We start from the raw sequence: 21,940 nt of genomic DNA, 5'->3' as shown, positions 1-21,940 counted from the left end.
TCCGTGCCCGCTAACCGACGACGGCCGTCCGCTGGAGCAGACCCCAGGTGAACTCGGCGACCAGGTCGTGCCGGGTGCCGTCGCGGTCCGGGGCGGTGAGGGCCAGGCCCGAGCGGGTGGGGGCCGTGCCCTCAAGCGGCCGGGCGGGGGCGAAGGCGCGGGCGGCCTCGTCCACCGTGCACGACCAGGGCGTCAGGTCCTCCAGGGTGAGCAGGCGCGGGGCCGGCGCGCCCGGTGCCCGTACCAGCCACTCGTGCCACACCCCGCCGTCCGGCCCGGCCAGCACCTCGAACCGCAGGTCGGGCCAGAGCGGCAGGGCCCACCGCCGGGCCTCGCAGTCCAGGTCGCCGACCCGGCGCGGCGCCACCGACTCGGGGGGACCGAGGACGGCCCGGTACCGGGCGGCGGCGCCCCGGCCCCGCGGCGAGCGGACCATCGCCTGCCACCGCTTGTTGGCCTCCCGCAGGTCCGCTGCCGAGGCGCCGAGCCGCCGCCGCGCATCCTCCACGAGGCCCGGGTTGTGGTCGGCCATGCGGCGCAGCAGCACGAGCTGGAAGTCGAGTTCCATGGGGCCCATCGTGCCCGGCCGGTTCCGCCCATTGCCCGCGCAACCTTCCCTGACTAGCCTGTGTTCGTCATGCCGATCGCCTGTTGATATCTCGAACAACTCCGCGCGGATATCGCCGACGGGCGCCTACACCAAGGAGGGGGCCGGACGTGGGACGCCTCGTGCCTGCCGTGACCCGGGCTCTCGACATTCTTGAGCTGTTCCTCGACGGGGACGGGACGCTCTCCGCCCCCGACATCGTGCGCAGGCTCCAGTTGCCGCGCACCACCGTGCACGAGCTGGTCACCACGCTCGCCGCCCGGTCGTACATCGTGCAGGTACCCGGCCAGCCCGGACGGTACCGGCTCGGCGTACGGCCGTACCAGCTCGGCAGCCGCTACGCCGAGCAGCTCGACCTCGCCGCCGAGGGCCAGCAGGTGGCCCGCTCGGTCGCCGAGACCTGTGACGAGACGGTGCACGTGGCCATCCTGGAGGGCACCGACGTCATCTACATCGCCAAGGTCGACTCCACCCACGCCGTCCGCATGGTCTCCGCCGCCGGCCGCCGGCTGCCCGCCCACTGCACCTCGGTCGGCAAGATGCTGCTGGCCTCGCTGCCCGGCCCGGAACTGGCCGCGCGGATTCCCGACGACGCCCGGCTGGCCGCGATGACGCCGAACAGCATCACCGAACCGGCCGCGCTGCGCGAGGCCCTCGCGGAGATCCGGCAGCGCGGGATCGCGGTGGAGAGCCGCGAGTCCAACCCCGACGTCTCCTGCGTGGCCGCGCCGGTCCGCGACCGCACCGGCCAGGTTGTCGCCGCGCTGTCCATCTCCGTCCCTATGATTCGCTGGAGCGACGAGCGCCGGGCCGAGCTGGAGCAACTGGCCGCCAAGGGCGCGGCACAACTGTCGGAGCGGCTGGGACACAGGAGCGCGGCATGACGGCGTACGAGGTGGCGGTGGCGGCACAGGCGACGCTCGGCGAGGGCCCGACCTGGGACCCGGCGACCGGCACACTCCTCTGGCTGGACATCCTGGGCATGCGGCTGCACACCTACGACCCGGTGACCGGCCGCCGCACGGTCCGTACGACGCCCCAGCACGTCGGCGCCGCCAAGCCCCGCGCGGGCGGCGGCCTGGTGCTGAACCTGCGGGACGGCATCGGCCTGCTGGACCCCGACGGCACGTTCCGCTGGCTGCACCACGAGCCGGTCCCGGGCCGCCGGGGGAACGACGCCGCCGTGGCCCCGGACGGGTCCCTGTGGGCGGGCACGATGCGCTACGACGAGGCGACCGGCGGCGGCACGCTGTCCCGGCTGGCCGGCGACGGCAGCGCCCGGACGGTGCTGGACGACGTCACGGTCAGCAACGGCACCGGCTGGAGCCCCGACGGCCGCCTCATGTACTACGTCGACACCCCGACGCGGCGCGTGGACGTCTTCGACCACGACGCCGAGGGCGTCCGCAACCGCCGCCCGCTGGCCGAGATCGAGGAGGGCGCGGGCTACCCGGACGGGCTCACGGTCGACGCCGACGGCTGCGTATGGGTGGCCCTGTGGGACGGCGGGGCGGTCCGCCGCTACACGCCCGACGGCACCCTGGACCGCGTCATCCCCCTGCCCACCCCCCGCACCACGGCCTGCGCCTTCGGCGGCCCCGCCCTGACCGACCTCTACGTCACCACGGCCCGCACGGGCCTGGACGCCCCGCACCCCCTGTCGGGCTCCCTGCTGGTGATCCCGAACGCGGGCAAGGGTCTGCCGCAGCCGGCGTTCGAGGGCTGAGGTCCCCCTCTTCAGACCCGCGTCTCCACCCGGGCTCCCGCCGCCCGGGCCCGCACCGCCTCGATGTCGGCGGGCCTGCGCAGCGCGCGCGACACGGCCCCGATCTCCCGCAGCAGATCGGCCGTGTCGGCCCCGCCGTCACCCGTCCCGGGCCGCGTCCGCGCCCCCGTCTCGACGGCGTCCAGCACGCACACCGCCGCCGCCAGCGCCCGGGCCCGCTCGGGCGGATGGCCGAGTCCGAGCGCCGCGTCGTACGCGCGCCCGCCCAGCCCGGTGTCGATGCGCCGGCCGAGCGGCAGCAGCACGTCGCGGATGAACGTCTCGCGCCGGGTGAGCCGCAGTTCGGGCGTGGCGCGCAGCACGAACGGCAGTCCCGCCCCGCTCGCCGAGCGCAACAGCCGGTACAGCGGCCGCAGTTCGCCGTGCGCGAGCCGGACCCGCCACCGGTCGCGCAGATACTGGCCGGCGTGCGGCAGGACGAACCCGGTGGCCACGAGGATCGCGGCGACGGCGGCCACGGCCGGCGCCAGGTCGGTGCTCAGCCAGTCCGCGTTCCGCCCGGCCCAGCGCGCCCCGACGGCGGTCAGCTTGGCCGCGCTGTACGCCAGGTCCAGCGCGTACCCGGCGCCCAGGAGCCTGAGGCCCCGGCGCAGCCAGGCGTCGAGGCCGGGGACGCGCACCCAGGCCCGGATCAGCCGGGAACTGACCAGGCAGGCCACGGCGTGCGCGAGGAGGTAGAGCAGGATGCCCTCGCGGACGAACGGCGTGGTGGCGTAGTAGGTGTCCAGGTCCCGCAGCCGCTCGGCGGGGGTGTCGGCGAGCGGGAACAGCACCCACAGGGCGACGATCACGCCCGAGTACACCGAGAGCACCCAGCGCCGCGCCCGGCGGAGGGCGGCCGGGCGGCCGACGGGGCCGTTGCGCCAGGTGATCAGCAGCAGCAGGCCGTTGGCGCACAGCGCGGTGATCAGCGAGTAGCACCAGGGCGCCGAGATGTTGGGCACCCCGGTCAGCCGGTTGACCAGGGCGATGGTGGAGGGGGCGCTGAAGACGAACACCGCGCAGGCGAGCAGCAGCAGGGTGCCGACCGCGCGCAGCAGGGGGTCCCGCCACAGCCGGATGATCGACGGCAGTTTGATCGCCAGGGCGGTGACGAGGACGGCCGCGGGGGTCCAGAAGGAGACGGAGAACTCGCAGAGGAAGCCCGGCGGTCTCACCGCGCGGCTCCCCCCTTCCCGGACGGCCGGTGCGCCGGCGGTGCGGCGCGCCCGTCCGGCCGGCCCGGCCGTTCGCGTCCGCGATAGCCGAGGGAGCGCTGGAGTGCGTCCGGCGGGGCGGGCCGGGGCCCGGACAGCCGGTCGCGGAACAGGGTGGCCAGGCGGTGCCCGAAGTCGTCCGCCTCGGCCTCGTCGGCCTCCCGGGAGCCGTTGCGGGCGGCCACCGTGAGGGCCGCCTCCCGCCAGCCGGGCGCGTCGGCGAGGGCGCGGGCCGCGGCGGCGCCGGCCAGGTGGTGGTGGCGGTGACCGGCGTGCAGATGCCACAGCTCGTGCCCCAGGATGACGAGTCGCTGCACGTCCTCCGCCCGCTCCTCGACGATGATCAGGTCGAAGTCGGCGAACTCGACCCACAGCCCGGTGACCTCGAGCTCGTCCGGGAACCGTTCGAACCGCAGCTCCACCGGCCGGCCGGCGCGCAGCACGGACATCTCCTCGCACAGCGCACGGCACAACTGCCGTACGTCACCGGGCGGTTCCGGGCGGGCGCGGACGGCGGCGGCGAGGTCGCCGGCGAGGGTGCGCATGGCCCGTCCGGTGCGGGGACGGAGCAGCCGCGAGGCGAGCCGGTCCAGTCGCGGCCGCGCGCCCGAGACGCCCATCGGTTCCCCCCCCTTTCGCACCCTGTCGGGCCCGGTCATGGCTGGTCCGAGGGTACGCGCCCGGATGTGCCCGCGTCATGTCTTCCCCCGTCCCTTGTTCAACAGGAAACGACCTATGAGCTTTGTCCAACCCATTGACGCGCACGCGCGGGGAATCTACGGTCCCGTTCGAAGTTACGGGCATCATTCGGGATATCGAACGTAGGGGCAAGGTATGGGACAACCTGGCCTGAACCGCAGGCACTTCCTCGGCGCCGCGGGCGGGTTGGTGACGGCCGCGAGCCTCGGGTTCGCGGCCCTCGGCAGCGGGGCCGACGCGCTCGCCACCGGCGACCGCACCCGCGTGCGTTACTGGAACCTCTTCCAGGGCGGTGACGGCGCCAACCAGGTCGCCATGGTCGACGGGTTCCGCACGACGCACCCCGGCATCGCGGTGAAGGACTCCACCCTCACCTGGGGCGGCCCCTACTACACCAAGCTCGCCATGGCCGCCGCCGGCAACCGCGCCCCCGACCTCGCCGTCATGCACCAGGGCCGCGTCCCCGGCTTCGCCCCCGGCCGCCTCCTCGACCCCTGGGACACCCGCCTGCTGGCCAAGTACGGCGTGCGCGAAGCCGACTTCAACCCGGTGCTGTGGAAGCGCGGCGTCGTCGACGGCGAGCTGTACGCCCTGCCCCTGGACATCCACGTCCAGCTCTGCTTCTACCGCAAGGACGTGTGCCGCAGGGCCGGACTACTGGACTCCGCCGGCCGGCTGCCCGCCGCCACCTCCACCGACGACTGGTTCACCCTCCTGAAGGAGGCCAGGAAGCAGCTGAAGAAGGGGCAGCAGACCCTCGGCCTGCACGCCAACGACCAGAACTTCTGCTGGTGGTTCTTCGTCGCCTTCTACCAGCAGCTCGGCGGCACCTACTTCGACGCCGCCCAGACGGTCCTGACCTTCGACACCGACAAGGCCACCGAGGTCCTGGAGTTCTTCCGCAAGCACGTCACCGACGGCTACGTCGTCCCCGGCGAGACCGACGCCGAGGCGTTCCTGGCCGGCTCGCCCTTCACCTGGGAGGGCAACTGGTCGGTGCCCTACTTCAACGGGGAGAAGGTCGACTTCGGCGCCCAGCCGCTCCCCCCGGTCTTCGGCACCCCGGCCACCCACGCCGAGTCCCACTCCTTCGTCCTGCCCCACCAGGCCGGCCGCGGCGGCCCCGCCGACGAGGGCGCCTACCGGCTCGCCGCCTACATGGTCACCCACGCCACCACCTGGGCCCTCGGCGGCCACATCCCCGCCTACCTGCCCACCTTCGAGGACCCGGGTTACCGCAAGCTCAGCCCGCAGAGCGAGTACTCCCGGCCCGCCATGGACCACCAGGCCAACGAGCCGCACATCTGGTTCGCCGGCTCCACCGGCATCCTCGCCCAGCGCCTCGGCCCGGTCATCGCCTCCTCCAACCTCGGCTCCACCGCCCCCGACAAGGCGGCCCGCCGCATGAAGTCCCTGCTGGAGCGGCTGCTCGCGGCGAAGAACCCGATGACCGGGCGCACCGCCGCCCAGGAGCTGAAGGGAGCCGCCGCATGAGCAGCACGACCCTGACCACGGCCGGCCGCACGGTCCGCCCCCGCGCCGCCGCCGGCACCGACTCGGCCCGGCTGCGCTGGTCCCGCCGCCTCCAGCACGGCGGCTGGTTCGTCGCCCCGTTCCTCGTCCTCTACGGGCTGTTCGTCATCCTGCCCGTCGTCCGCGGCCTCTACCTCAGCTTCACGGACGCCAACATCTCCGGCGACCACACGGGCTTCGTCGGCCTCGCCAACTACCGCGAGGCGCTGACGGACCCGCTCGTGTGGGACTCCCTGTGGCACAGCACGCAGTTCACGCTCTACGTCGTCCCGCTGATCGTCCTCGTGGCCCTGCTGACGGCCCTGATCGCCCACCACACCACGCACTTCAAGTGGCTGTGGCGACTGTGCTTCTTCGCGCCCTTCCTGCTGCCCTCGGCCGTCGTGGGCAACCTGTGGTGGTGGCTGTTCCAGCCCACCAACGGCATGGTCAACCACGTCCTCGGCCTGGACACCCCCTGGCTCACCCAGAAGTCCACGGCCATGCTCGCCGTCGTCGTCGCCACCCTGTGGTGGACGGTCGGCTTCTCCTTCCTGCTCTACCTGGCCGCCCTGCAGAACATCCCGCAGCACCTGTACGAGGCCGCCGAACTCGACGGCGCGAACGCCCTCCAGCGGATGCTCTACATCACCGTGCCCAACCTGCGCTCCATCACCGGCCTGGTCGTCGCCCTCCAGGTCCTCGCCTCCCTCCAGGTCTTCGACCAGGCCGTGGTCATGTACCAGTTCGGCCCCGGACCGGAGGAGTCGACCCGCACCTTCGTCCAGTACACCCTCGAACAGGGCTTCACCACCTACCGCGTGGGCTACGCCTCCGCGATCTCCTTCGTCCTGTTCGTCATCGTCGCGGCCGTGGCGCTCGCCCGGATGTGGCTGCTCAAGAGCCGCGAGGAGGCCACCCGATGACCACCCGCTCCGCCCGCCGCTGGCCCCCCGCCCAGATCGCGCTCACGGCCGTCGCCGCGACCCTCTCCCTGATCTGGCTCGCCCCCCTGGCCTGGGCCCTGTCCACGTCCCTGAAGTCCCCGACGGAGTCCGTCACCTCGCCGCACTGGATACCCGAGCACATCACCCTGGACTCCTGGACGGAGGTCCTGCGGGCGGGCGACATCCCCAACTGGTTCGTGAACTCCGTCGTCGTCTCCGTGTGCGTCACGGTGATCGTGCTGCTGACCGCCGCCCTCGCCGGATACGGCTTCGCCCGCACCGAGTTCCGCGGCAAGGGCGCCCTGATGGGCCTGACCATGGCCGGCCTGATGTTCTCCCCGGCGATCCTCGGCGTCCCGCTGTTCACCACCGTCCAGTCGCTCGGCATGGTCGACACCTACTGGGGCATGATCCTGCCCCAGTGCGCCCCGGCCGCCATGGTCTACATCCTCTACAAGTTCTTCCAGGGCCTGCCCCGGGAACTGGAGGAGGCCGCGTTCATCGACGGCGCCGGCCGCTGGCGGATCTTCTTCACCATCGTCCTGCCCCTGTCCAAGCCCTCGCTGTCCGCGGTCGGGATCTTCACCTTCATCGCGTCCTGGAACAACTTCCTGTGGCCGTACATGGTGACCAACAACCCCGACCTGATGACCATGCCCAACGGCATCGCCACCGTGCAGAACGCCTTCGGCATCGTCTGGCCCCAGCTGATGGCCGGCGGACTGATCGCCGGACTGCCGCTGATCATCGTCTTCGTCTTCTTCCAGAGCCAGATCGTGCGGGGCGTGGCCCACACCGGCCTGGCCGGCCAGTGACGCGAGGAGCCCCCGCCTTGAGAACCCGACTCGCCGCCGTCCTCGCGGCCGCCGCCCTCGCCCTGCTGCCCACCACGGCCTCGGCCGAGCCGGCGTACCCCGACCCGCTGCCCCTCACCGGGCAGCAGATCATCCACGACCCCACCGTCCACCGGCTGAAGGACGGCCGGTACGTCGCCTACTCCACCGGCGGCGTCCTCGGCGCCCGCCTCTCCGCCGACCTGCGCCACTGGACGGACGCGGGCAACGCCTTCACCACCCCGCCCGCCTGGTGGTACGACTACAACGCCACCGCCGACCCCTGGGCCCCCGACCTCACCTACCGCGACGGCCGCTACTGGCTCTACTACGCCGTCTCCTCCTGGGGCACCAACCACTCCGCGATCGGCGTCGCCACCTCGCCCACCGGCCTGCCCGGCACCTGGACCGACCACGGACCGGCGTTCACCTCCGAGAAGACCGACACCTGGAACGCCATCGACCCCGCCGTGATCCGGGCTGGCGGACGGCTCTGGCTGGCGTTCGGCTCGTACTGGACGGGCATCCGCATGACCGAACTCGACCCGGCCACCGGCAAGGCCCTCCCGGACGCACCGGTCCACCACCTGGCGACCCGCCCCGACGCCCCGTACGCCGTGGAGGGCCCGGCGATCGTCCACCACGGGGGCTACTACTACCTCTTCGCCTCCTACGACACCTGCTGCGCGGGCGTGGACTCGACCTACAAGATCCGCGTGGGCCGCGCCAAGTCGGTGACGGGCCCGTACAGCGACAGCACCGGCACCCCGATGCTGAACGGCGGCGGCGACCTCCTCCTGGCCGGCCACGGCCGCTACACGGGCCCCGGCGGGGAGTCGGTGTTCCGCACCCACGGCAAGACCTGGCTGGCCTACCACTACTACGACGCGACGGACGCCGGCACCCCGAAGCTGGGGCTCAACGAGCTCCGGTGGCACGCGGGACGGCCCGCTTTCAAGTAATCCGGAAGGAACCCATGAGCAAGAACACCGCCCGCTTCACCCTCGACCCCGCCTTCACCGTCGGCGAGGTCGACCCCCGTCTCTTCGGTTCCTTCGTGGAACACCTCGGCCGCTGCGTCTACACCGGCATCTACGAGCCGGAACACCCCGCGGCCGACGCCGAGGGCATCCGTACCGACGTGCTGGAGCTGGTCCGCGAACTCGGCGTCACCGCCATCCGCTACCCCGGCGGGAACTTCGTCTCCGGCTACAAGTGGGAGGACTCCGTCGGCCCGGTGGAGGACCGTCCCCGCCGGCTCGACCTGGCCTGGCACTCCACCGAGACCAACCGCTTCGGCCTGTCCGAGTACATCGCGTTCCTGAAGAAGGTCGGCCCCCAGGCGGAGCCCATGATGGCGGTGAACCTCGGCACCCGGGGCGTCGCCGAGGCCCTGGAGCTCCAGGAGTACGCCAACCACCCCGCCGGCACCGCCCTGTCCGACCTGCGCGCCGCCCACGGCGACAAGGACCCCTTCGGCATCCGGCTGTGGTGCCTCGGCAACGAGATGGACGGCCCCTGGCAGACCGGCCACAAGACGGCCGAGGAGTACGGCAGGCTCGCCGCCGAGACCGCCCGCGCCATGCGCCAGCAGGACCCCCGCGTGGAACTGGTCGCCTGCGGCTCCTCCACCCAGGCCATGCCCACGTTCGCCGAGTGGGAGGCCACCGTCCTGAAGGAGACGTACGACCTCGTCGACTACATCTCGGTGCACGCCTACTACGAGCCCGTCGACGGCGACGTGGACTCCTTCCTCGCCTCGGCCGTCGACATGGAGTCCTTCATCGAGAACGTGGTCGCCACGGCCGACCACGTGGGCGCGCTGCTGAAGTCGAAGAAGAGGATCAACCTCTCCTTCGACGAGTGGAACGTCTGGTACCTCACCAAGTGGGTGGAGTTCTCCGAGACGCGCGACCTGTCCGACTGGCCCGAGGCGCCCCGCCTGCTGGAGGACAACTACAGCGTCACCGACGCCGTCGTCTTCGGCTCGCTGCTGATCGCCCTGCTCCGGCACGCCGACCGGGTCACCGTCGCCTGCCTCGCCCAGCTCGTCAACGTCATCGCCCCGATCATGACCGAGCCGGGCGGCCCGGCCTGGCGGCAGACGACGTTCTTCCCCTTCGCGCAGGCCTCCAAGTACGGCCGCGGCCAGGTGCTGGACGTCCGCGTGGAGTCGCCGACCTACGAGACGAAGAAGTACGGCGAGACGGACCTGCTGCACGCCACCGCCGTCCGCGCGGACGACGGCACGGTCACCGTGTTCGCGGTCAACCGCAGCCGCACCGAGCCGCTGCCCCTGGAAGTCGCCCTGAACGGGCTGGAACTGACTGCCGTCACCGAGCACACCGCCCTCGCGGACGCCGACCCCGACGCCCGCAACACCCTCGCCGACCCGGAACGCGTCACCCCGCACCCGGTCGGGGGCACCGTCCTGGCGGACGGCACCCTCACCGCCGTACTGGAGCCGCTGTCCTGGAACGTGATCCGGCTGGCGTGATCACACCGGTGTGACCGGTACGCCGCCGCTCGCGGCGCCGAGCAGCGACAGCCGTACCGACCCGGGGCCCGACAGCGTGGTGAACTCCGACAGGACCGCAAGCGCCAGCGTGTTGGTGCCCCGGGTGCGCAGGATGCCGTTCGGCAGCACGAACGTGTGCTGCGGACCGACGTTGTTGATGTACTGGCCCAGGTTCCAGCCGTTGAGGAAGATCTGGGCGCGGTAGGCCCGGTACGGATCGTCGTCCAGGGTCAGACCGACCGACGCGTCGACGCCGGCCGGCACCGACAGCCGGAACGTGGTCCGGTACCAGGTGACGCCCTGGTACCGGGCCGCACGCGGGAACCGGGTGCGCTCCCAGTCCCGGTCCGCGAAGCCCGGCAGGTGCCAGCCGTGCCGCTCGCCGTACAGACCGCCGTTGTTCAGCGGGCCGCGCACCGGATCGGCGGGCCCCTCGCCCTGGATGCGCCACCGCACCCGCGGCGACGCGCCCTCGAAGGTGACCGCCGTCAGCCCGCGGGCCGCCTTGTGGGTGTCCAGCGCCTTGCCGTCCTGGTCGTGCTGCATCCGCCGGACCAGCACCGACAGCACATGCCGGCCGGGGGAGCGCAGCCGCTCGCGCACCGGGAAGACGGCGGTGTCCGTCCAACTTCCCTGGCGGACCGTGCTCTTGTCCGGCACGGGCATCCGGTGCGTGCCCAGTGGTTCGCCGTCCAGCCACGCCATCAGCAGGCCCTGGGTGCCGGTGCTGCAGGCGAGCGCGACCTTCTCGATGCCGGTGCTGTCGGAGAAGGTGCCCCGGTACCAGACGTCGCCGTAGTGGAAGCCGTAGTCGTCGGCGAACAGCACCGGCTGCCCCTCGGGGACGGCCGTGGTCGAGAACGAGGAGGTCTTGTCGGCCTTCTTCCACGACGAGTCGTCGAAGGAGGGGCCCGCCTCCGGGTTCTCCCGCCGCATCCGCCAGCCGCCCAGCTCCGGCAGCCGCACCTCCGGCACCCCCGGCAGCGGGTCGGTGGACAGACTGCCCGACAGGGTCACCCGGGCGGCCAGCCGGCGCCCGTTCCACACCACGGTGTCGATCCCGCGCGGCCCCCACACCTCCAGGCCGTACGACTCCTTCATGTCGCCGGTGAGGTGGACCTCCGAGCCGCGCAGCTCCGCGTGGCGCAGCAGCGCCGGGCCGTACACCAGGAGGGTCCCGGACGGGGTGTCGTACGGGAACAGGCGGACGGCGGTGGCGTCGTCGGCGAACAGCAGCACCAGCGGGGTGTCGCTGTCGCCCCCCTGCACCAGGAACCGGGTCAGCCCGGCCTCTCCCAGGGGCGCGTTGACATGCAGCTCCCCCCGGTCGTAGGCCCAGCCGCCCTCCGGGTCCAGCCGCTGCACGGACGGCTCGGCCCGGGACTCGAGCACCAGCTCGGCCATCTCGCCGCGGCGCCCGGTGAACACGGCGACGTCCTGCCGGCCCGCCGTCAGGCACAGCATCGGCGAGGCGGTGGAGTACTTCAGCCGCCGCCCGCCCAGCGCCAGCCCGGTGGTCAGCAGCTTGGCGTCCTTGCCGGGCACGGAGACGCGCAGCGTCCCGGCCTCGGTCGGCAGATCGGTGGTGACCGCCTCCGCGCCGTCGTTGCGGGCGATGTACACGTGGGTGCCGGTGTCCTGGTTGGCGAGGTGGTAGACCCTCAGCCCCTCGGCCGTCACGTCCGCCGCCCGGTCCAGCTTGGCGAAGTCGGGCACCCGCTGGAGCAGATGCCCGAGCTGGTGCATCGGGGCGATCTTCTCGGTGACGTTGCGTGCCTCGTCGATGGCGGCGCCGTAGTCGTACGACGTGTAGACCACCGGCGCGGGCAGCCAGCCCCACGAGGTCCCGCCGAACGTCATGTACACGTTGTGCAGGGTGAGGCCGTTGGCCAGGTTGGTCAGGTAGAAGCGGCGCTCGTAGGCCGCGTCCCGGGTGCGCCGCGACTCGGCGTACCCCTTGCCGTCGAACTCGGCCCCGCCCCACGGGTCGAACCAGCCGCCGCCGAACTCGGGCACGAACCCGGGCGTACCCGGCGAGGCGGTGGCCCCGCCCTTCGGCCCGCCGGGCCCGAAGTGCCCCCAGTCCGGCGGGGTCTTGAACGGCGAGGGGTATCCGTCGAACCCGTACAGCCAGCCGCCCTTCTCCCCGCCGGTGTCGAAGGCGCCGGGGACCCAGTAGCCGTTGCGGCCCTTGTCGTTGTGGAACAGCGGGACGTCGATCCCGTCGGCCCGGACCTTCTTGTACAGGTGCGACATGTAGGCCCGGCCGGTCGCGTCGGCGGGGTGGGCGTCGTACTCGTTCTCGATCTGGTACAGCAGGATCGTGCCGTCGCCCCGGGTGAACAGGTGCCGGCGGGCGATCCGGTTCACCTGGGTCAGCCACTCGTCCACGTACGACAGGTACACCGGGTCGTCGGTGCGGGCCGTGCCCTCGGTCGCGGTCAGCCAGCCCGGGAAGCCGCCGCCGTCGACCTCGGCGTTGATGTACGGGCCCGGCCGCAGGATGACGTACAGCCCGGTCTCCGCCGCCGTCCGCAGGAACAGATCGAGGTCCCGGACGCCGGAGAAGTCGTACCGGCCGGGTGCGGGGGAGTGGTAGTTCCAGGCCACGTAGACACTGACGGCGTTGTAGCCGTGCGCCCGCATCTTCTGCAGCACGTCGCGCCACAGCGACGGGCTCGGCAGCCGGAAGGGGTGCAGCTCGCCGGACCACACCACCAGCCGCCGCCCGTCCACGAGCAGCGAGTACCGGTCGTACCCGATGGTGTGCCGCGCGCCGTCGGCGCCGGGCGGGGCCGGGGCCGGCCCGGTCGGCGCGCTGCCGCCCGCGTACGCGGAGGGCGCCCCGGGGCCGCCGCTGCCGCCCAGGGCCAGCCCGAGCGCGGCGGAGCCGGCCAGGGCACTGAAGGAACGTCTGCTGAGCGCCAAGGTGGGTCCTCCCGGGCGGTCCTAGGGGGCGAGGGTCCGGCCATTCTCCACGGCGGGACGCCCCACAATGGATCCATGAGGATCTCGGCGCGGGCGGATTACGCGGTACGGGCGGTACTGGAGCTGGCCGTACGGCAGGGTAACGGCCCGGTGAAAGCAGAGGAAATCGCCGCCGTGCAGGACATCCCGCACAAGTTCCTGGAGGGCATCCTCGGCGACCTCAGACGGGCCGGGATCGTGGACAGCCGGCGTGGCGGGGGCGGCGGCTACCAGCTGGCGCGGGCGGCGGTCTCCCTCACGGTGGCCGACGTCATCCGGGCGGTGGACGGCCCGATCGTCTCGGTACGCGGCGAACGCCCGACGGGCCTTGCCTACACGGGCACGGCCCGGCCGCTGCTGCCGCTGTGGATCGCCCTGCGCGCCAACGTCCGCCGCATCCTGGAGGGCGTCACCGTGGCCGACCTCGCGGCGGACACCCTCCCGGAGCCGGTCCGGGCCCTGGCGGCGGAACCGGGGGCGTGGGAGAACCCGTGAGGGACGGCTCCGGCCGATCGGGCCTCGGGCGGGCGGGACTCGGCCGACCGGGGGACCGGCGCGTTTCCCCCCGCCCGTGCCGTTCGTTAGGGCGGGCATGATCAAGAAGCTCACCTGTGCCTCCGCCCTGGCCGCCGCGCTGCTGGCCTGCGCCGCCCCCGCCGCCGGGGCCGCCGACGCCGTCCGGTCTCCCGCCCCCGGCGCCCCCGGCGCCTCCCTCCTGTCGGGCCTCCTCGGCTCACTGGAGACGGGCAACCCGCCCACCTCGCTGAACACCCTGCTCCCCGCGGGCGTCCTCGGCCACTGAACGCGTCCCCCGGCCGGGGTGGGAGGACGCGGGTGCCCCCTCCCACCGCGGCCGTGAGCGTGCCGATGCGGGTGGTGCGCGCGACCGTGTCGGTGAGCTACGGCCAGGCTGGACGTCAAAGATCACGCCGGGGCGGAGGAGGCTCTTGAGAAAGCGTTCGGAATCTCTCCTCAGATGACAGAAGTGCACCCCAGGACAGGCAGGGGACTTGGTCCGGGCAGGGTCAGGCGTGCGGGGTAGGGCGGAGCCGGTGTCACCCCCTGTGAGTTCCTGTCGGAACCGTTGACTCGTTGACCATTCGCTTCTACGGTCCCGTCCGAATGGGCGATCGATGTTCGATATCGCGAACGCCGCCAGGAAGAGGGAGCCCGCAATGAAGCGCACCGCACTCCTCGCCGTCCCCGCCGCCCTGCTGCTCGCGCTCGTGCCGGGCACCGCCGGCGCGTACCCCAACCCCGGCACGGTCACCGGCAGTACCGTCGTGCACGACCCGACGATGATCCGTACCTCCGGCGGCCGTTACCTGCTCTACGCCACCGGCGGCGGCCTGGGCTACCGGACCTCCACCGACCGGATCTCCTTCACCGCCGGCGCCGACGCCTTCACCGCCAAGCCGTCCTGGTGGTCGTCGTACGCCACCGAGGCCTGGGCGCCGGACATCTCCTACGCCGGCGGGAAGTACCTGATGTACTACGCCGTCTCCAGGTTCGGCGAGAACACCTCGGCGATCGGCCTGGCCGGCTCCACGACCGGGCTGCCCGGCTCCTGGACCGACTACGGCGTCGTCTACACCTCCACCTCGAGCAGCGACTACAACGCCATCGACCCCAACCTCTTCGTGGACGACGACGGCAAGTGGTGGCTGACGTTCGGCAGTTGGTGGACCGGCATCAAGATGATCCGCATCGACCCCGCGACCGGGAAGCAGTACGCGGGCGACACCAGGCGCTACTCCCTCGCCGCCCGGCCCACCGGCAGCAAGGCGGTCGAGGCACCGTACCTCGTCAAGCGCAACGGTCACTACTACCTGTTCGCCTCGTACGACGTCTGCTGCCAGGGCACCAGCTCGACGTACAAGGTGAAGGTAGGCAGGGCGACCTCGGTCACCGGGCCGTACTACGACAAGAACGGCGTGGCGATGACGAACAACGGGGGCACCCCGGTCCTGGAGTCCCACGGCAACGTCATCGGTCCCGGCGGGCAGTCCGTCATGCACGACACCGACGGCGACCTGATCGTCTACCACTACTACGACGGCAACGCGGGCGGCACCCCGAAGCTCGGCGTCAACCTGCTGAACTGGTCGTCGGGCTGGCCGGTGGCCTACTGAGCCGCACAGCCGCCGCGCCGTACCGGCCCGGAGTCCGAGTCCGAGTCCGAGTCCGACGTGCACCTGTGCCGGAGCGGCGGAAAGCACCGGGTCCATCACCCGGCGGGCCTGGTCTCCTCGTCCAGCCACGCCAGGTACGCCCCGCTGCCCGCGACGACCGGGGTCGCGATGATCTCGGGGGTGTCGTAGTCGTGCGCCCCCTTGATGTAGGTCTCCAGGTCCTCGTAGCGCGCCGTGGTGGTCTTGAACAGGATCTGCCACTCCTGCTCGGTCTGTGTCGCCCCCTCCCAGCGGTACACGCTGGTGACGGGGGCGCTGATCTGCGCGCACGCGGCGACCCGTGCCTCCACCGCACCCGCGGCGAGGGCCTTCGCCTTCTCCTCGCTGTCCGTGGTCGTCAGTACGGTCAGGTGACGGTGCTCTGCCATGGTCGGTGTTCCTTCCGGGACGGGGCCTGTGCCGAACGGACGGTACCGAAAAGGACACCTCCGTACCCGAGCGCGGCCGGGTCGGCCGTTCTCGGACACGGAGGTGCCGGAGGGTGCGTTCAGCTCACCCGCGCGCCGGGTGACGTCACGCGCCGAAGCGGTGGACCGTCGTCGTCCGGTACGTCTGGCCGGGGCGCAGTACCGTCGACGGGAACGCCGGGTGGTTCGGCGAGTCCGGGAAGTGCTGGGTCTCCAGGCACAGGGCGTCGCCCTGCCGGTAGGTGCGGCCGGAGGTGCCCGTGAGCGTGCCGTCGAGGAAGTTGCCGGAGTAGAACTGGAGCCCCGGCTGGTCGGTGGCGATCTTCAGGGTGCGGCCGGAGCGCGGGTCGCGCAGGGTCGCGATGTGCTCGGGCCGGGCCGTGATCCCCTTGTCCAGCACCCAGTTGTGGTCGTACCCCTTGGCCAGCACGAGCTGCTCGTGGCCCGCCCGCAGGTCCCGGCCGATGGGCTTGGCGTGCCGGAAGTCGAACGGGGTGCCCGCGACCCTGGCCAGCTCGCCGGTGGGGATGAGGCCGGCGTCGGTCGGGGTGTAGCGGGCGGCGGCGATGGACAGCTCGTGGTCCTCGATGCCGCCGCTGCCCTCGCCGGCCAGGTTCCAGTAGACGTGACTGGTGAGGTTGACGACGGTGGCCTTGTCGGTGGTGGCCTCGTAGTCGATGCGCCAGTCGCCGTGCCGGGTGAGGGTGTACGTCACCCGCGCGCGCAGCGTGCCGGGGTAGCCCATCTCGCCGTCGGCGCTGGTGTAGCGCAGCCGCAGGCCGACGTCCGTGCCCTCGGTGAACGGCTCGACGTCCCACACGCGCTTGTCGAAGCCCTTGGCGCCGCCGTGCAGGCTGTTGCCGCCGTCGTTCACGTCGAGCTGGTACGGCTTGCCGTCGAGGGTGAACCGTCCGGCGTCGATGCGGTTGCCGTAGCGGCCGATCAGCGCGCCGAAGTACGGGCTCTTGGCCGCGTAGTCGGCGAGGTTGTCGAAACCGGCGACCACGTTGGCGTACCGGCCGTGCCGGTCCGGGAGTTGCAGGGTCTGGACGACACCGCCGTAGGAGAGCACCTTCATCCGGGTGCCGCCGTTCTCCAGCGACCAGCGGTGGACCTCGGTGCCGTCGGCGAGCGTGCCGAAGTGTTCCTTCACCGGCTTCCTTCCCGAGGCCGCGTGTGCCGTGCCGCCGAGCGTGGTGGCGGCGAGACCCGCCGCCGCGGCCGAGGCGATGACCGTGCGTCTGTTCAGTTCCATGGTGCGGCTCCGCTTTCTTGCGCGCTTACGAACCGGACTTGCGCTTGTTCCACACGTCGAACCCGACCGCCACCAGCAGGGCGAGGCCCTTGATGACCTGCTGCCAGTCGGTGCCGACGCTCAGGAGGTTCATGCCGTTGTTCAGCACGCCGAGGACCAGGCCGCCGATGATGGCGCCGAGGACGGTGCCGACACCGCCGCTCATGGACGCGCCGCCGATGAACGAGGAGGCGATGGCCTCCAGCTCGAAGTTGACGCCCGCCTTCGGCGAGGCCGCGTTCAGCCGGGCGGCGACCACCAGACCCGCCAGGGCCGCGAGCACGCCCATGTTCAGGAAGACGTAGAAGGTGACCTTCTTGTCCTTCACGCCGGACAGCTTGGCCGCCGGCAGGTTGCCGCCGATGGCGTAGATGTGCCGGCCGAAGACCGCGTTGCGCATGATGTAGCCGTAGCCGACGACCAGCACACCGAGGACGATCAGCACGATCGGGGTGCCCTTGTAGCTGGCGAGCAGCAGGGTGACGACGAGGATCGCGGCGACCAGCGCGGTCAGCTTGAGCAGGAACAGCCGGGCCGGCAGGACGTCCAGGGAGAACTCCTGCTGACGGCGGCGGTCCCGGAACTCCTGCCACACCACGGCCGCGATCAGGACCAGCCCGAGCAGCAGCGTGAGGTTGTGGTAGTTGGTGTTCGGGCCGACCTCGGGGAGGAAGCCGTTGCCGAGCTTCTGCAGGCCGTCGGGGAACGGGCCGAGGGTCTGGCCCTTGAGGAGGATCTCGGTCAGGCCGCGGAACAGCAGCATTCCGGCGAGGGTGACGATGAAGGACGGTATGCCGAGATAGGCGATCAGATAACCCTGGATCGAACCCGCGACGGCGCCCACCACCAGGCACAGCACCAGCGCGACGGGCCAGGACACCCCGTGCTGCACGGTCAGTACGGCCGCGAAGGCGCCGGTGAACGCGGTGAGCGAGCCGACCGACAGGTCGATGTGCCCGGCGATGATCACCAGCATCATGCCGATCGCGAGGATCAGGATGTAGCTGTTCTGCAGCACCAGGTTGGAGACGTTGCGCGGCAGCAGCAGGTCCCCGCCGGTCCAGACGGCGAAGAGGACCACGATCAGGCCGAGCGCGATCAGCATGCCGTACTGGCGCATGTTGCGGCGCAGCCCGGCCAGCATCACGCCGAGCAGTCCGCCGGCGGCCGGTCCGCTGCCGCCCGGCGGCGCGGGGGCCGGGCTCTTGGCGGTCACATCCGTGCTCATCGCGTTACCTCTTTGTCCTTCGTCATATGGCGCATCAGCACTTCCTGCGTGGCCTCGGCCCGCGGCACCTCACCGGTCAGCCGCCCGGCGGCCATCGTGTAGATGCGGTCGCACATGCCGAGCAGCTCGGGCAGCTCGGAGGAGATGAAGACGACCGCCTTGCCCTGGGCGGCGAGCTGGTCGATGACCGTGTAGATCTCGAACTTGGCGCCCACGTCGATGCCGCGGGTCGGTTCGTCGAGGATCAGCACGTCCGGACCGGCGAAGATCCACTTGCTGAGGACGACCTTCTGCTGGTTGCCGCCGGAGAGCTTGCCCACCGGCTCGAACACCGTGGGCGCCTTGATGTTCATGGACTTCCGGAAGCCCTCGGCGACCTGCCGTTCCTCGTGCTCGTCCACCACGCCCCGCTTGGCGACCTTGTCCAGCGCGGTCAGCGAGATGTTCCGGTTGATGGTGTCGATGAGGTTCAGGCCGTAGTGCTTGCGGTCCTCGGTGACGTACGCGATGCCGTGCCCGATCGCCTCCGGCACCGTCCTGGTCCGGATCTCCCGGCCGTCCTTCAGGACCGTGCCGCCCGCGTACCGGCCGTAGGCCCGCCCGAAGACGCTCATCGCGAGTTCGGTGCGGCCCGCGCCCATCAGGCCCGCGATGCCGACGATCTCCCCGCGGCGCACGGTCAGCGACACGTCGTCCACGACCTTGCGCTGCTGGTCGACCGGGTGGAACACGGTCCAGCCGCGGATCTCCAGCGCCGGTGCGACGCCCTGCTCCGGCCGGTGCGGGGTGCGCTCGGGGAAGCGGTGGTCGAGATCGCGGCCGACCATGCCGGCGATGATCCGCTCCTCGGTGGTCTCAGGCGCCTTCACATCGAGGGTCTCGATGGACCGGCCGTCCCGGATGATCGTCACCGAGTCGGCGACCTTGCGGATCTCGTTGAGCTTGTGGGAGATGATGATCGAGGTGATGCCCTGGTTCTTCAGCTCCAGGATCAGATCGAGGAGCTTGTCGCTGTCCTCGTCGTTCAGGGCCGCCGTCGGCTCGTCCAGGATCAGCAGCTTCACCTGCTTGGAGAGCGCCTTGGCGATCTCCACCAACTGCTGCTTGCCCACGCCGATGTCGGCGACCCGGGTCTCCGGGTGCTCGTCCAGGCCGACCCGGCGCAGCAGTTCGGTGGCGTGGCGCAGGGTCTCGCGCCAGTTGATCAGGCCGCGGGTGGCGTGCTCGTTGCCGAGGAAGAGGTTCTCGGCGATGGACAGGTGCGGCACCAGCGCCAGTTCCTGGTGGATGATGACGATGCCGTGCTGCTCGCTGGCCCGGATGTCCTTGAACCGGGAGACCTCCCCCTCGAAGAGGATGTCTCCCTCGTAACTGCCGTACGGATGGACGCCGGAGAGCACCTTCATCAGGGTGGACTTGCCGGCGCCGTTCTCCCCGCAGATGGCGTGGACCTCGCCCCGCCGGACGGTCAGCGTGACGTCCGACAGCGCCTTGACACCGGGAAAGGTCTTGACGATCGAGCGCATTTCCAGGACGGGTCCCGCCATGGTCGTGCCTTTCACTCCGTAGGAAAAGGGCGGGTCACTTCAGCTGGGACTCGGTGTAGTAACCGCCGTCGACCAGCACCTTCTGGTAGTTCGACTTGTCGACGCTGACCGGCTGGAGCAGATAGGCCGGCACGACCTTGGAGCCGTTGTCGTACGTCTTGGTGTCGTTGACCTCGGGCTTCTTGCCCTTGAGGGACTCGTCCACCATGGTGGCGGCGACCTCGGCGAGCTTGCGCAGGTCCTTGTAGACGGTCTGCGTCTGCTGCCCGGAGATGATCGACTTCACCGAGGCCAGCTCGGCGTCCTGGCCGGTGATGACCGGCAACGGCTTGCTGCCCGAGCCGTAGCCGTCCGACTTCAGCGCGGACAGGATGCCGATGGAGATGCCGTCGTACGGCGACAGGACCGCGTCGACCCGGCCGGTCTTGTACGACGAGGTGAGGATGTCCTCCATGCGCTTCTGCGCGGTGGTGCCGTCCCAGCGCAGGGTGACGACCTGGTTGAGCCGGGTCTGCCCGGACTTGACGACCAGCTGCTTCTTGTCGATGTAGGGCTGGAGCACCTTCATCGCCCCGCCGAAGAAGTACTTCGTGTTGTTGTCGTCGTTCGACCCGGCGAACAGCTCGATGTTGAACGGGCCCTTCGCGCCCTTGTCCAGCCCGAGCTTGTCGACGATGTACGTGCCCTGGAGGGTGCCGACCTTCTCGTTGTCGAACGAGGCGTAGTAGTCGACGTTCTTGGTGCCGAGGATCAGCCGGTCGTAGGAGATGACCGGGATGTTCGCGTCGGCGGCCTGCTGGAGCACGCTGTTCAGCGACTTGTTGTCGATCGCCGCGATGACCAGGCCCTTCACGCCCTGCGTGATGAGGTTCTCGATCTGCGAGACCTGGGTCTCCGGGTCGTCCTCGCCGTAGACCAGCTTCGTCTTGTAGCCCTTGGCCTGAAGGTCCTTGACGACGTTGTTGCCGTCGTTGATCCAGCGCTCGGAGGACTTGGTCGGCATGGCGATGCCGATGGTGGCGCCCTTGACGTCACCCGACTTCTCCTTGCTGCCGCCTTCACCGTTCTGCCCGCAGGCGGTCAGGGCGAGCGCGAGCGAGGCGGCGCCGGCTATGGAGGCGAGGGCGGCTCTGCGGTTGCGCATGGGGATCAGTCCTTGTCGTTCTCGTCGTGGAGAGGGGCGGAGGCTTCGACGGGGAAGCGGTGGAGCGTCCCCGGCAGCCGGGAGCCGAGCGGCGCCATGTCGCCGTCCGCGCCGTGCCGGGCGAGCAGGTCCAGGGCGAGCCGGCCGCGCCGCACCCGCTCCCGGGCGGTGTCCAGGGTCACGTCCCGCAGGTGGCGGCCCCACGGGTAGATGCCGGGGGCCTTGGACAGGCCGAACTTCAGGTACAGCGGGGCGCCGCGCCGGATCAGCTCGGCGACCTCGTACATCCGGACGTAGCCGCCGAGGTCGTCCGGGGCCTCGATGTACATGTCCATCGGGGCACCGGACACCCGGCGGATCTCGGTGAGGTGGTCCAGCGTCAGATCGCTGGGCACGTTGACGGAGTCGGCGCCCAGCCGCTCGTACACGGCGTACGAGGCGGGGTTGACCGGGCCGATCAGCGCGGACACCTTCAGCGTGGTGTCGGCCGGGATGATCCCGGCGCTGCGGGCCCGGTGCAGGGTCCACAGCACGCCCTCGTCGGCGACGAGCAGGCACTTGACGCCCAGCTCGGTGGCCCGGACGGCGTCCTCCACGCAGCCGGCGACCGCGTCGTGGCCCCGGGCGCGCAGCCCGGCCCCCCGGGAGTCGGTCCGCACCGAGCCGCCGGTGTCCCAGGTGCCGCGCGGGCCGGTGAACAGGCACAGTTCGATGTCGCGTTCGGCGGTGGCCTCGACCATCTCGGTGATCTCGGCGTCGGTGAGCATCCACACGCCGCTGCCCTGGCTGATCCGGTGGATCGGCACGTCCAGGCGGGAGGCCTCCTTGAGGACGACCGCCAGCGCCTCGGGACCCTCGCACGAGGGGATCTCGGTGCGCCAGCGGCCGCCGCCCGGGAAGGTGTGGACGGAGGCGTCGGCGGGGTCGAGGGCGGGCGCGCCCAGGCCGAGTGCGGCGAGCACCTGCTCGCCGGGCCTGCGGGCTGCCGGGGCGGAAGCGTCGGTCACAAGCTGTCCTTCGTGTTCGGTATGTCGGACGGGGTTCGCGGCTCTGGGGAACGAAA

20 protein-coding genes are annotated in these 21,940 nt (G+C 71.3%); 10 read left to right on the top strand and 10 right to left on the bottom strand.

What is annotated here, in order from left to right; genetic code table 11:
- Window positions 1-10: 10 nt before the first annotated feature.
- Window positions 11-568 carry a hypothetical protein gene (locus tag AB0E62_RS14905; RefSeq protein WP_362192423.1) on the bottom strand — a complete coding sequence of 186 codons (558 nt, stop codon included), beginning with the start codon at window positions 566-568 and terminating at the stop codon, window positions 11-13.
- A gap of 149 nt (window positions 569-717) precedes the next feature.
- Between AB0E62_RS14905 and AB0E62_RS14900 the strand changes: the two genes are divergently transcribed.
- Window positions 718-1,491, top strand: a complete 774-nt coding sequence (locus tag AB0E62_RS14900) for an IclR family transcriptional regulator (RefSeq protein WP_362192421.1) — start codon at window positions 718-720, stop codon at window positions 1,489-1,491.
- Complete coding sequence (locus AB0E62_RS14895) at window positions 1,488-2,333, top strand: SMP-30/gluconolactonase/LRE family protein (RefSeq protein WP_362192419.1); 846 nt, start codon at window positions 1,488-1,490, stop codon at window positions 2,331-2,333. Before AB0E62_RS14900 ends, AB0E62_RS14895 begins: the two co-directional genes overlap by 4 nt.
- A gap of 11 nt (window positions 2,334-2,344) precedes the next feature.
- Here the strand turns inward: AB0E62_RS14895 and AB0E62_RS14890 are convergent, their stop codons facing one another.
- Window positions 2,345-3,550, bottom strand: a complete 1,206-nt coding sequence (locus AB0E62_RS14890; RefSeq protein WP_362192417.1) for an MAB_1171c family putative transporter — start codon at window positions 3,548-3,550, stop codon at window positions 2,345-2,347.
- Window positions 3,547-4,209: a toxin-antitoxin system, toxin component family protein gene (locus AB0E62_RS14885; RefSeq protein ID WP_362192415.1), complete on the bottom strand. Its 663-nt coding sequence runs from the start codon at window positions 4,207-4,209 to the stop codon at window positions 3,547-3,549. Before AB0E62_RS14885 ends, AB0E62_RS14890 begins: the two co-directional genes overlap by 4 nt.
- Window positions 4,210-4,423: 214 nt before the next feature.
- Here AB0E62_RS14885 and AB0E62_RS14880 point away from each other — a divergent pair, with 214 nt between their 5' ends.
- The 5 genes from AB0E62_RS14880 to AB0E62_RS14860 are packed head-to-tail and all read left to right on the top strand — an operon-like array spanning window position 4,424 to window position 10,077.
- The gene (locus AB0E62_RS14880) at window positions 4,424-5,782 is read left to right on the top strand and encodes an extracellular solute-binding protein (RefSeq protein WP_362192413.1); all 1,359 of its coding nucleotides are present in this window, start codon (window positions 4,424-4,426) and stop codon (window positions 5,780-5,782) included.
- Window positions 5,779-6,726: a sugar ABC transporter permease gene (locus AB0E62_RS14875; protein ID WP_362192411.1), complete on the top strand. Its 948-nt coding sequence runs from the start codon at window positions 5,779-5,781 to the stop codon at window positions 6,724-6,726. The genes AB0E62_RS14880 and AB0E62_RS14875 overlap by 4 nt, the downstream gene beginning before the upstream one ends.
- Window positions 6,723-7,562 carry a carbohydrate ABC transporter permease gene (locus AB0E62_RS14870; protein ID WP_362192409.1) on the top strand — a complete coding sequence of 280 codons (840 nt, stop codon included), beginning with the start codon at window positions 6,723-6,725 and terminating at the stop codon, window positions 7,560-7,562. The genes AB0E62_RS14875 and AB0E62_RS14870 overlap by 4 nt, the downstream gene beginning before the upstream one ends.
- A 17-nt stretch (window positions 7,563-7,579) precedes the next feature.
- The gene (locus AB0E62_RS14865; protein ID WP_362192407.1) at window positions 7,580-8,542 is read left to right on the top strand and encodes an arabinan endo-1,5-alpha-L-arabinosidase; all 963 of its coding nucleotides are present in this window, start codon (window positions 7,580-7,582) and stop codon (window positions 8,540-8,542) included.
- A 14-nt stretch (window positions 8,543-8,556) separates the two neighbouring features.
- Window positions 8,557-10,077 (top strand): alpha-N-arabinofuranosidase, encoded by a 1,521-nt coding sequence (locus AB0E62_RS14860; protein WP_362192405.1) that lies wholly within the window; start codon window positions 8,557-8,559, stop codon window positions 10,075-10,077.
- On the opposite strand, the gene AB0E62_RS14855 is transcribed toward AB0E62_RS14860, so the two are convergent.
- Window positions 10,078-13,026, bottom strand: a complete 2,949-nt coding sequence (locus tag AB0E62_RS14855; protein ID WP_362192403.1) for a beta-galactosidase — start codon at window positions 13,024-13,026, stop codon at window positions 10,078-10,080.
- A gap of 75 nt (window positions 13,027-13,101) precedes the next feature.
- Between AB0E62_RS14855 and AB0E62_RS14850 the strand changes: the two genes are divergently transcribed.
- The 3 genes from AB0E62_RS14850 (at window position 13,102) to AB0E62_RS14840 (ending at window position 15,197) form a co-directional block, all read left to right on the top strand.
- Window positions 13,102-13,560: an Rrf2 family transcriptional regulator gene (locus tag AB0E62_RS14850; RefSeq protein ID WP_362192401.1), complete on the top strand. Its 459-nt coding sequence runs from the start codon at window positions 13,102-13,104 to the stop codon at window positions 13,558-13,560.
- Between the two features lie 76 nt (window positions 13,561-13,636).
- A complete protein-coding gene (locus tag AB0E62_RS14845; protein WP_362192399.1) occupies window positions 13,637-13,867 on the top strand; it encodes a hypothetical protein in 231 nt (76 codons plus the stop codon).
- A gap of 373 nt (window positions 13,868-14,240) precedes the next feature.
- Window positions 14,241-15,197, top strand: coding sequence for an arabinan endo-1,5-alpha-L-arabinosidase (locus AB0E62_RS14840; protein WP_362192397.1), 957 nt, complete (start codon window positions 14,241-14,243; stop codon window positions 15,195-15,197).
- A gap of 95 nt (window positions 15,198-15,292) precedes the next feature.
- Here the strand turns inward: AB0E62_RS14840 and cutA are convergent, their stop codons facing one another.
- The 6 genes from cutA to AB0E62_RS14810 all read right to left on the bottom strand — a co-directional run bounded on the left by cutA (window position 15,293) and on the right by AB0E62_RS14810 (window position 21,884).
- The gene (gene cutA, locus AB0E62_RS14835; protein ID WP_362192395.1) at window positions 15,293-15,625 is read right to left on the bottom strand and encodes a divalent-cation tolerance protein CutA; all 333 of its coding nucleotides are present in this window, start codon (window positions 15,623-15,625) and stop codon (window positions 15,293-15,295) included.
- A gap of 145 nt (window positions 15,626-15,770) precedes the next feature.
- Window positions 15,771-16,919 carry an aldose epimerase family protein gene (locus tag AB0E62_RS14830; RefSeq protein ID WP_362192393.1) on the bottom strand — a complete coding sequence of 383 codons (1,149 nt, stop codon included), beginning with the start codon at window positions 16,917-16,919 and terminating at the stop codon, window positions 15,771-15,773.
- A 25-nt stretch (window positions 16,920-16,944) separates the two neighbouring features.
- Window positions 16,945-18,186, bottom strand: a complete 1,242-nt coding sequence (gene mmsB / locus AB0E62_RS14825; RefSeq protein ID WP_362192391.1) for a multiple monosaccharide ABC transporter permease — start codon at window positions 18,184-18,186, stop codon at window positions 16,945-16,947.
- A complete protein-coding gene (mmsA, locus tag AB0E62_RS14820) occupies window positions 18,183-19,733 on the bottom strand; it encodes a multiple monosaccharide ABC transporter ATP-binding protein (protein WP_362192389.1) in 1,551 nt (516 codons plus the stop codon). Before mmsA ends, mmsB begins: the two co-directional genes overlap by 4 nt.
- Window positions 19,734-19,767: 34 nt before the next feature.
- Window positions 19,768-20,877 carry a multiple monosaccharide ABC transporter substrate-binding protein gene (gene chvE, locus AB0E62_RS14815; protein WP_362192387.1) on the bottom strand — a complete coding sequence of 370 codons (1,110 nt, stop codon included), beginning with the start codon at window positions 20,875-20,877 and terminating at the stop codon, window positions 19,768-19,770.
- Window positions 20,878-20,882: 5 nt separating this feature from the next.
- A complete protein-coding gene (locus AB0E62_RS14810; protein ID WP_362192385.1) occupies window positions 20,883-21,884 on the bottom strand; it encodes a hypothetical protein in 1,002 nt (333 codons plus the stop codon).
- Window positions 21,885-21,940: the final 56 nt, after the last annotated feature.

This window comes from Streptomyces sp. NPDC038707 (assembly GCF_040636485.1).
In the GTDB taxonomy this organism is placed as follows: Bacteria; Actinomycetota; Actinomycetes; order Streptomycetales; family Streptomycetaceae; genus Streptomyces.
Note: the sequence above shows the minus strand (reverse complement) of the source record. Positions and strands in the feature narration are given on the sequence as shown.

Excerpts from the sequence above, each read along its gene's own strand:
- AB0E62_RS14905 (WP_362192423.1), bottom strand. The coding sequence starts at position 568 with ATGGAACTCGACTTCCAGCTCGTGCTGCTGCGCCGCATGGCCGACCAC.
- AB0E62_RS14895 (WP_362192419.1), top strand. The coding sequence starts at position 1,488 with ATGACGGCGTACGAGGTGGCGGTGGCGGCACAGGCGACGCTCGGCGAG.
- AB0E62_RS14885 (WP_362192415.1), bottom strand. The coding sequence starts at position 4,209 with ATGGGCGTCTCGGGCGCGCGGCCGCGACTGGACCGGCTCGCCTCGCGG.
- AB0E62_RS14880 (WP_362192413.1), top strand. The coding sequence starts at position 4,424 with ATGGGACAACCTGGCCTGAACCGCAGGCACTTCCTCGGCGCCGCGGGC.
- AB0E62_RS14875 (WP_362192411.1), top strand. The coding sequence starts at position 5,779 with ATGAGCAGCACGACCCTGACCACGGCCGGCCGCACGGTCCGCCCCCGC.
- AB0E62_RS14870 (WP_362192409.1), top strand. The coding sequence starts at position 6,723 with ATGACCACCCGCTCCGCCCGCCGCTGGCCCCCCGCCCAGATCGCGCTC.
- AB0E62_RS14860 (WP_362192405.1), top strand. The coding sequence starts at position 8,557 with ATGAGCAAGAACACCGCCCGCTTCACCCTCGACCCCGCCTTCACCGTC.
- AB0E62_RS14850 (WP_362192401.1), top strand. The coding sequence starts at position 13,102 with ATGAGGATCTCGGCGCGGGCGGATTACGCGGTACGGGCGGTACTGGAG.
- AB0E62_RS14840 (WP_362192397.1), top strand. The coding sequence starts at position 14,241 with ATGAAGCGCACCGCACTCCTCGCCGTCCCCGCCGCCCTGCTGCTCGCG.
- cutA (WP_362192395.1), bottom strand. The coding sequence starts at position 15,625 with ATGGCAGAGCACCGTCACCTGACCGTACTGACGACCACGGACAGCGAG.
- AB0E62_RS14830 (WP_362192393.1), bottom strand. The coding sequence starts at position 16,919 with ATGGAACTGAACAGACGCACGGTCATCGCCTCGGCCGCGGCGGCGGGT.
- mmsB (WP_362192391.1), bottom strand. The coding sequence starts at position 18,186 with ATGAGCACGGATGTGACCGCCAAGAGCCCGGCCCCCGCGCCGCCGGGC.
- mmsA (WP_362192389.1), bottom strand. The coding sequence starts at position 19,733 with ATGGCGGGACCCGTCCTGGAAATGCGCTCGATCGTCAAGACCTTTCCC.
- chvE (WP_362192387.1), bottom strand. The coding sequence starts at position 20,877 with ATGCGCAACCGCAGAGCCGCCCTCGCCTCCATAGCCGGCGCCGCCTCG.